The sequence below is a fragment of the Corallococcus sp. AB030 genome (genome assembly GCF_003668965.1).
In the GTDB taxonomy this organism is placed as follows: Bacteria; Myxococcota; Myxococcia; order Myxococcales; family Myxococcaceae; genus Corallococcus; species Corallococcus exiguus.
In genome coordinates this window covers 1-449 of sequence record NZ_RAWQ01000496.1, presented here as the reverse complement: position 1 = coordinate 449, position 449 = coordinate 1, and the positions used below count along the sequence as shown (strand labels likewise).

The window sequence follows — 449 nt, the reverse complement described above, 5'->3', positions numbered from 1 at the left end:
TGCCTCCGCTTATTGAAGATAATTCTTTTTTTATATAATTTAAAATATCATCTAACTGTTGAGAAGAGTCCAAAGAGTATGATTTGTTTCGCTTTTTAAAATCAGGAAAGAGTTTGGCTATCATTTTGGTATACGGGTGTTGAAAGTCGACATCATAAAAAGAGTCTCTCAAATCCTCAAATAAATCAATTACTATTGATCCATTTTGATATACGGTAAGTGTGACAAAGTAGAGGTATATTTTGCTCTCTTTACCAAATTCTATAAGAGGAGTAAACACAAATTTAATAAATTGATTACTCTCTGTGCTATATAACCATTTTTGCTTTTCCTTCTCAAGTTTGATAAAGTATAAGTCAAGATAGTCATTGGTCTTTTTATCAATCGCATCTTTCAAATGATGTATTTCAGAGGGGATATTCCAAAATTTATTTTTTTTAGCAATAAGT

General features: G+C 29.4%; 1 protein-coding gene. It reads right to left on the bottom strand.

Annotation, left to right across the window (positions count from 1 at the left end; translation table 11 throughout):
* The coding region (locus D7Y15_RS43775) for a hypothetical protein (RefSeq protein WP_199746079.1) at window positions 1–449 on the bottom strand (449 nt) is incomplete at both ends.